The organism is Brevibacterium sp. UBA7493 (assembly GCF_002479565.1).
In the GTDB taxonomy this organism is placed as follows: Bacteria; Actinomycetota; Actinomycetes; order Actinomycetales; family Brevibacteriaceae; genus Brevibacterium; species Brevibacterium luteolum.
This window is the reverse complement of sequence record NZ_DLOD01000023.1, coordinates 38,859-44,858: the sequence shown is the minus strand read 5'-3', so window position 1 is coordinate 44,858 and position 6,000 is coordinate 38,859. Positions and strand designations below refer to the sequence as shown.

The 6,000-nt window shown below is 64.0% G+C and carries 6 protein-coding genes and 1 other annotated feature; of the genes, 3 read left to right on the top strand and 3 right to left on the bottom strand.

What is annotated here, in order from left to right:
• A protein-coding gene (locus B4E96_RS13300) for an IS3 family transposase (protein WP_286957982.1) occupies nucleotides 1-1,245 on the top strand; the annotation gives its coding sequence in 2 pieces (ribosomal slippage) (nucleotides 1-278 and nucleotides 278-1,245; 1,246 coding nt annotated over the 2 pieces). This gene is flagged as partial in the annotation.
• Nucleotides 277-390 (top strand) — a sequence feature (AL1L pseudoknot). It overlaps the preceding gene by 114 nt.
• Here B4E96_RS13300 and B4E96_RS13295 read toward each other — a convergent pair.
• From B4E96_RS13295 to B4E96_RS13285, 3 genes are all read right to left on the bottom strand, one after another.
• A complete protein-coding gene (locus B4E96_RS13295; protein ID WP_286957981.1) occupies nucleotides 1,204-1,560 on the bottom strand; it encodes a hypothetical protein in 357 nt (118 codons plus the stop codon). The two genes, B4E96_RS13300 and B4E96_RS13295, sit on opposite strands and share 42 nt — an antisense overlap.
• 152 nt (nucleotides 1,561-1,712) lie before the next feature.
• Nucleotides 1,713-2,336 carry a hypothetical protein gene (locus B4E96_RS13290; protein WP_286957979.1) on the bottom strand — a complete coding sequence of 208 codons (624 nt, stop codon included), beginning with the start codon at nucleotides 2,334-2,336 and terminating at the stop codon, nucleotides 1,713-1,715.
• Between the two features lie 4 nt (nucleotides 2,337-2,340).
• Nucleotides 2,341-2,943 (bottom strand): alternate-type signal peptide domain-containing protein, encoded by a 603-nt coding sequence (locus tag B4E96_RS13285; protein ID WP_286957978.1) that lies wholly within the window; start codon nucleotides 2,941-2,943, stop codon nucleotides 2,341-2,343.
• A gap of 450 nt (nucleotides 2,944-3,393) precedes the next feature.
• Between B4E96_RS13285 and glsA the strand changes: the two genes are divergently transcribed.
• Both glsA and B4E96_RS13275 read left to right on the top strand, forming a co-directional pair.
• Nucleotides 3,394-5,187, top strand: a complete 1,794-nt coding sequence (gene glsA, locus B4E96_RS13280) for a glutaminase A (RefSeq protein ID WP_286957977.1) — start codon at nucleotides 3,394-3,396, stop codon at nucleotides 5,185-5,187.
• Nucleotides 5,187-5,981, top strand: a complete 795-nt coding sequence (locus tag B4E96_RS13275; RefSeq protein WP_217006997.1) for a glycerophosphodiester phosphodiesterase — start codon at nucleotides 5,187-5,189, stop codon at nucleotides 5,979-5,981. The genes glsA and B4E96_RS13275 overlap by 1 nt, the downstream gene beginning before the upstream one ends.
• Nucleotides 5,982-6,000: the final 19 nt, after the last annotated feature.

Sequence of the window (6,000 nt, the reverse complement as noted above, 5' to 3'; positions counted from 1 at the left end):
GGTCGCACCACGGAAGTACCCTGACGAGCTGCGCGAGCGAGCGACAAGGATGGCGATTGATGCGCGACAGGACCCGGCGACTCGAGCCGGCGCGTTCCGTCGGATCGGGGAGCAACTCGGTGTCCACCCTGAAGCGCTGCGGACGTGGGTGAAGAAGGCTGAGATCGATGAAGGGCTCAGGCCGGGTACCACCTCGGATGACGCTGCGCGGATGGCAGAGCTTGAGCGGGAGGTTCGTGAGCTTAGGCGAGCGAATACGATCCTGCGGCAGGCATCGGCTTTCTTCGCGGCGGAGCTCGACCGCCCCTCGCGGTGATGTGTGCGTTCATCGACGCGCATCGTGATGAACACGGGGTCGAGCCGATCTGCAGGGTGCTGCAGATCGCCCCGAGCAGCTACTACGCCCACCGCACCCGCAAGCCTTCAGCCAGGCAACAACGGGATGTGGAACTGACGGAGGCGATCACGCAGGTGCACGAGGACAACTACGGCGTCTACGGAGCGCGTAAGGTCCATGCCGAGCTGCGCAGGCAGGGGCGGGACGTGGCTCGGTGCACCGTCGAGCGGCTGATGCGGAAAGCAGGACTGCGAGGTGTGAGCCGGGCCAAAGGGCCCCGGACGACGAAGCCGGCACCGGAGACGGACAGGCCTGCGGATCTCGTCAATCGTGACTTCACGGCAGAGGCAGCCAACCAGTTGTGGGTCGCGGATATTACGTATGTGCGGACGTTCGCCGGATGGGTGTACGTCGCGTTCGTGCTGGATGTGTTCTCTCGTCGGATCGTGGGTTGGCAGGTGTCAACGCGGTTGTACACGACGCTGGCCGTCGATGCGTTGGAGATGGGGATCTGGACACGTCGGCGTGATGGTGACGATCTGTCCGGTCTGGTCCATCACAGCGACCGTGGAGTTCAGTATCGTGCCGTGCGCTACGCGGAGCGACTCGCGGTGGAGGATGCTGTCGCGTCGGTCGGGTCTCGCGGGGATTCGTATGACAACGCGATGGCGGAGGCGTTGAACTCGTTGTTCAAGGCCGAGTTGGTCCGGAATCACGGGCCATGGCGGGATGTGTCGCATGTCGAGGTCGCGATCGCGGAGTGGGTCGATTGGTACAACAATCGCCGACTTCACGGCGAGATCGGGCACATGCCTCCCGTTGAGTTCGAAGCAGTCCACACGGAGCAGCCAGCTCGGGCGTTGGCATCATTTCCAGATAGAAATCCCTCTACAAAACTCGGGGCTTGACAAGTCGTAGTAGTTGTAGCGGCTTGTGAGCTGGGCGCGGGTGATGCGCATCACCCGCGCGAGCGTCGAGGACTCGTTTGTGACGGTGAAGCTCGGCTGATTCCATACCGGAGGCTGTGCCGGGTTGGTGCTCTCGCTGGTGCTGGGCACATTGGCGAAGTCGAGCGTGTAGCTGTCCGTCTGTGCCGAGAGCTCATCGGTGGTGAGCTCTTCGAACCACATGGCCAAAGTGGAGCCGGTCGGGGTGAGGGCAGTGGCGATGACGATGAGGAGTGCAGCGATGAGGCTTGCCAGGGCGATCCACTGCTGTCTCACGGTGCGTGCTCCTTTCGTATCGTCATGCGTGTCGTGTCTCGTGTGTTCTCGGATACAGCTCGGCGCTGGAGTGAGCTGTCACCGGCGGTGTTCCCTGCCGGTGCCCAGTGCGGGCCTGCAGTGCCGGTGCGGTGTCGACTGCAGCAGAGGTGTCACTGTGCCTGCTGCTCGAGCTGAACGGTCAGCGTGCCGAGGTCGATGCTGCGGGACTCGAAGGACACCGGCCACTGCTGTGGGGTGATGATCGTCGAGCTCACCAGCCACTCGGCTTCCTTCAGTTCTGCGGGGTCGGATCCAGAGATCTCGGCCGGATCGTCGAGGCTCTCACCATCGCGGGTGAACTCGGTGTCCACCGTTGTGCCGTTGGGCAGAGCAGCTGTGACGTCTGTCCGATCGACGGTGACGTGTGCGGTGAGGTTCGTCCCGTTCGCTGCTGCCGTGAAAGTCTCCTGGATGAGCAGCTGGTCGCCGGGCAGCAGTCGCTGCCCTTCGAGTTCAGCTGCCGTGAGTTCACGGCACGCCGCGAACCCGCTCGGCGCCGTGCAGGCGATACCCCCGGTGAAGGACCGGTGATCAACGGAGAATCGGCTGTGCAGCTGCACCGGAGCGGTGGAACCGGCCTCCAGCGTGAGAGAGCCGGAGGAGATCTGGGTATCCGGCAGGGTGGTCTCTTCGTACCACTTCGCCAGGGTGACGCCGGTCGAGGACAGGAGAACCACCCCCAGACCGGCGGCCACCGCGGCTGCCGCTACCCGTCGCACGGAGGCAACGGTCATCAGATCAGGGGCTGTCGGGGTTGTTGTTCTGGATCAGTTCGACCTTGGTGGACGACAGGTTCACCGTGCCGTCTTCACCTTCGTTGACCCACCAGTTCGACCGGTCGTTGTCTGGAGCCGGATCCTGGCCGTCCGTCGTCAGCGGGAATTCGAGCTCAACGGAGACCTGAATGGTAGTGCCGTTGTCGGCTGGGGTCACGGTCCGCTCGGTGTCAGTTCCGTCACCGACAGTGGCCGTGACCTCGACGATGTCCTGGAGGTCACCGGAGACCGTCTCATCGGTGTTCACTCGCAGCGTGGCTTCGAGGTTGTCACCAGCAAGGTCCGTGGTGACATCGGCGGTGTAGCGCAGCTTGTCACCGGGGACCATGCGGAAGGTATCTGCGTTGATCGCGGCATTGCCATTGTTGACATCGACCCACTGGGCGCCATCGACATTCAGATTCAGGTGACCTGACTGCATGTCGGCGTCGCCAATGGTCTGCTCTTCGTACCACTTGGCGAAGGTGGTGCCGAGTCCGGCGAGCAGGGCCACACCGAGGGCACCGGCTGCGGCTGCCTTGACGGCACGACGATTGGGCTTCTTCTGCGTTGGCGTTTCGGTCATGGGAGATCCGTTCCTCAGGTGGGTTCTCCTGCGGCATGCTTCAGTTGCGGTGCGCCGCAAGTATGGCGCGGATGGCACCGTGGAGCAGTATTCAGTTTATGCGAATTTGCAGATTCAAACAATTCAGTGCGATGCAGATGACTGCGCAAAATCTTTCTGGAGCCGCGCCTGCGCCCACATTCAGGAATGCATGCTTGAGCCACGCATTACTGCCGAGTAGAAGCAGGTGAGTGATGAGCAGGCAGCAAACGGTCGTGGGTGCACACCCCTGCGGGGCGACCGTGAGTGCCTTCGCAGATGCGGTCGGCTCACCTTGCCGCCCAATGGTCGCCCACTCGTCCAACAGGTGCCCACCGGTCTCTGCCGTGCGACCGATGCATCAACGGGGTTCGCTGTCACCGCCGTGCGAACAGTCAGCGTGGGACAGGATGCGTCGGCTAGCCTGGAACCATGCAATCGCCCATTCAGCAGTACCTCGACTCCGTGCACGAGCGTCTCTTCGATGTCCACGGCGGTGAACAGCCGCAGAACAACCCCTCACTCGCCGAGGCCGACCCCGATCTGTGCGGCCTGGCGATGACAACCGCTGACGGATACACCTACACCTCCGGTGACGCCGAGGTGCCCTTCAGCATGCAGTCGATCTCCAAAGTGTTCTGCTACGCCATCGCGCTGCAGGATCGCGGCTTCCGGTTCATGGACGCGAAGATCGACGTCGAGCCCTCCGGGTCCTCGTTCAAGGACCTCTCCAGCGAGGCCAACACCGGCAGGCCGAAGAACCCGCTCATCAACATCGGCGCGATTGCAGCAACCGCCCAGATTCTCCCGGACTCCGACGGCGAGGTCTTCGACAAGATCCTGCGCGTCATGTCCGACTGCGCTGCACGGGACCTCGAAGTCGACGAGGTCTCCTATGAAGCAGATCGCGACGGCGGTATGCACAACCGCGCGCTGTCGTGGTTCCTCGCCTCATGGGGCATCATCGACGGCGATCCGCTGCCGGCCTTCGACGACTACAGCCGCCAGTGCGCCATCCTCACCAGCGCGAAGGACCTGTCGATCATGTCCGCGACGCTGACCAACCTCGGCGTCAACCCGGTCACCGGCAAGCGCGTGTTCTCTCGCCAGGTCGCCCAGCGGGTGCTGTCGGTCATGCTCACCTGCGGCATGTACGACGACTCCGGTGACTGGGTGTCCTCGGTCGGCATGCCGGCCAAGAGCGGCGTCGGCGGCGGCATCATCTCCGCTCTGCCCGGCCAGCTCGGCATCGCCACCTACGCACCGCCGCTCGACCAGCATGGTTCGAGCGTGCGCGGTCTGGCCGCCCACCGGATCCTCTCCCGCGACTTGGAGCTGCACTTCGTGCGCACCTCCAAGGCCGGTCTGTCGACGATCCGCACGCACGACACCATCGACCATGTGCCCTCGACCACGCGTCGCCCGGAAGCCGCCGAGGCGGTGCTCGCAGAATACGGCGAGCGCGCCCATGTGCTCGAAATCATGGGCGACCTGCTGTTCTCCGGCATCGAAGTGCTCTCCCGTGAGGTCGCGACATTCGACAGGAACACCGTCTGCGTCGTTGTCGACCTCTCGCGTGCCGATCACATCGCCGAGGTCTCAGTCAAGGCGATCTCGCGGCTGGCCGCCGCGCTCGCCGACGTCGACACCGCCCTCGGTCTCGTCGACCCGTTCGACCGGCTGGCGAACCTCCTCGTGCCCGTCGATATGCGGGTCGAGATCTTCGAGGACCGCAACGATGCCCTCTCGTGGGCTGAGGATCAGATTCTCCGCCAGTACGGCGACGACGACTGCTTCCCCGACGAGGCGATCTCCACTCCAGTGCTGCTCGAGGGCATCGACGAGCAGATCCGTGAGAAGGTCGTCAGCCTGCTCAAGCGCGAGGAGTACGACACCGGCGATATCGTCCGCAAGGTCGGTGACGAGTTCGACGGCATCCGGTTCATCGTCTCCGGCGAGGTGCACACCCTCAATCCTGAGGATGAGGGCGGCGACGTCAACGCGCAGCTCGTCGCCGGCATGTCCTTCGGTGAGCTCGCCCTCAATGAGACCTACCATCAGCCCTTCGACGTCCGCGTGGCCGAGCCGACCGTTGTCGAACTGCTGTCGAAGTCCGCGATCGAGAAGCTGGAGAAGTCGGATCCGGAAGCCGCGGCCATGCTGTGGCGCGCGATCGCGGTCGAAGGCTACAGCCGCCTCGGGCAGGTCATGCGAGGAGTCAACTGATGTTCGAGGCGTTCCTCGCCGATCACGGGTACCCGCACGCTCCCGGTGGGGAGCACAAGCCGTGGGTCATCGCCCACCGGGGCTATTCGGGAGTCGCACCGGAGAACACCCTCGTCGCTGTCGAAGCTGCCCGGGTGCTCGGATCCGACTGGATCGAGATCGACATCGGGATCAGCGCTGACGGGACCCCGATCGTGCTGCACGATACGACGCTGAACCGCACCACCTCGGCGACGGGAACCGCAGCGCAGATGAGCGATGAGCGGATCTCGTTAGCCGACGCCGGCTCATGGATGGGCCCGGGCTTCATCGGCCAGCGGGTGCCGAAGCTGCGCACCGTGCTCGCCAATCTGGCAGACTTTGACGGCAACCTGCTCTTGGAGTTCAAGGACGACTGGTCACCCGGTGCGATCGCGCAGGTCGCTGACGACATCATGGCCACCGGGATGGCTGACCGGATGATCCTGCAGAGCTTCTCGCCCAAGACGCTCACCGCCGTGCGCGACCTCATCCCGATGGTCGCCCGCGGGCTGCTGCGCATGGTGCCCCGGCCAGAGGACAAGACGCTGGCCGCCGACCTCGATGTGACGTTCTACAACCCCTCACGTCGCGGATTCTTCCTGCGTCAGGCGCTGCTGGAGGAATTCATGGCCGAAGGCTACGGCTGCCTCGTGTGGACGTCGAATGTGCCGGCCGACTGGGAGCGTCTCATGGCCGCCGGCGTGCACGGCATCATCACTGATCATCCGGGTCGTCTGCAGGGCTATCTGACTGCCAAGTACGACGCAGACTGACCGTCAGGACGCCGATTTT